This is a genomic window from Bacteroides sp. AM37-9 (assembly GCF_003603455.1).
Taxonomy (GTDB): Bacteria; Bacteroidota; Bacteroidia; order Bacteroidales; family Bacteroidaceae; genus Bacteroides; species Bacteroides xylanisolvens.
The window spans coordinates 1-1407 of record NZ_QTNF01000088.1 but is presented as its reverse complement, the minus strand read 5'-3'; the positions used below and the strand labels follow the sequence as shown (position 1 = coordinate 1407).

Sequence of the window (1407 nt, the reverse complement as noted above, 5' to 3'; positions counted from 1 at the left end):
GGCTCACCCGCAATTTCTTGGGGGTAACTATTTGTAGCTTTCTTTAAAGTGATTACTTTTGTAATATGACAGAAGCAGCATTAATATCTTTAGCTCAAATAGTACTACCAAGCGAAGTCCTTTCCTCGTTTGATATAACTAAGGTAGAAAGTACCGATACCGAGATTAACATTCATCTTGATGAAAAGATGTACGATACTTTACGTAATGATGTTCACTTTGAATCCAAAGGTTTTATTCCTGCGGTTTCCATCACCGATTTCCCCATCCGCGACCACAAAGTAATCCTTTTGCTCCGACGCCGTAAATGGGTTGATATTCGTACCGGCAAGAGTTTTATTCTACCTCTTAAAATAGCCGCCGAAGGCACCCGCTACTCCAAGGAGTTTGCGGCTTTTTTAAAAGAAACGTATGGACACATCCCCGGTGACCTGCCGTACGCTTGATGATTTCTATCATATTGACGCATCTACCTTTGAGAAGCAATACAAGGATGTGCTAAGCGGTTATCGTAATTGGGAAGAGTTGAGCCATGCGGAAGAGTGGCTTGTCTTTCCTGAGAACATTGGCCCTAATCTGGCTATTGACGAGACTTCCCTGTCGAATGGCGACCTTTATACAATAGTAACCAACAGGGACAGGCATGGTCGTGAGATGTGCCTTGTCGCCATTGTTGCAGGGACGAAGTCAGAGACGGTCATAGCGGCTTTACGCCATATTCCCGAACACCTGTTGGACAGTGTAGAAGAAGTGACACTTGATTTATCGGACTCAATGCGTAAAATAGTCCGCTCCTGTTTCCGCAAGGCATCTCGTGTAATAGACCGGTTCCACATCCAGAAATTAGCTTGCGATGCAGTGCAGGAAATGCGTATCAAACTCCGCTGGGACGCAATCCAGGAAGCCAATGATGAGATGGAAGAAGCAAAGCAGAAAGGGGAATCATATGTGCCTATGAGATATGAAAATGGAGATTCAAAGAAAGAACTGTTGGCAAGAAGCCGCTATCTGCTGTTTAAATCCTCCGAAAAATGGACCCCAGCACAAAAACAAAGAGCCAAAATTCTTTTTAAGGAATATCCGGAATTGGGACAGGCGTATGGATTATGTCATTCACTCAGAATGATTCTTGCCAAAAATACAATCAAAGATGCGGCAAGATTGAGTATGGCTAAATGGTATAATAAAGTGGAAGAGGCAGGCTTTCATGCTTTCAATGTAATTGCAGCAACCTTCTATGAACATTATGATGATATTCTTAACTTTTATAATAAAAGATCCTCTAATGCGGCGGCTGAATCCTTTAATGCGAAAATCAAACAATTCAGAACCGCATTAAGAGGAGTAGTGGATGAGAAATTCTTCCTCTTTAGACTGGCTAAGATTTATGCATACCCCCAATGATTA

At 42.4% G+C, this 1407-nt stretch carries 2 protein-coding genes; both read left to right on the top strand.

Annotated elements, in window-relative coordinates:
- The first annotated feature begins 65 nt into the window (after positions 1-65).
- The gene (locus DW862_RS25630) at positions 66-446 is read left to right on the top strand and encodes a hypothetical protein (protein ID WP_049701282.1); all 381 of its coding nucleotides are present in this window, start codon (positions 66-68) and stop codon (positions 444-446) included.
- On the top strand, positions 412-1404 hold the full coding sequence (locus DW862_RS25625) for a transposase (protein WP_182425236.1): 993 nt from the start codon (positions 412-414) through the stop codon (positions 1402-1404). The genes DW862_RS25630 and DW862_RS25625 overlap by 35 nt, the downstream gene beginning before the upstream one ends.
- Positions 1405-1407: the final 3 nt, after the last annotated feature.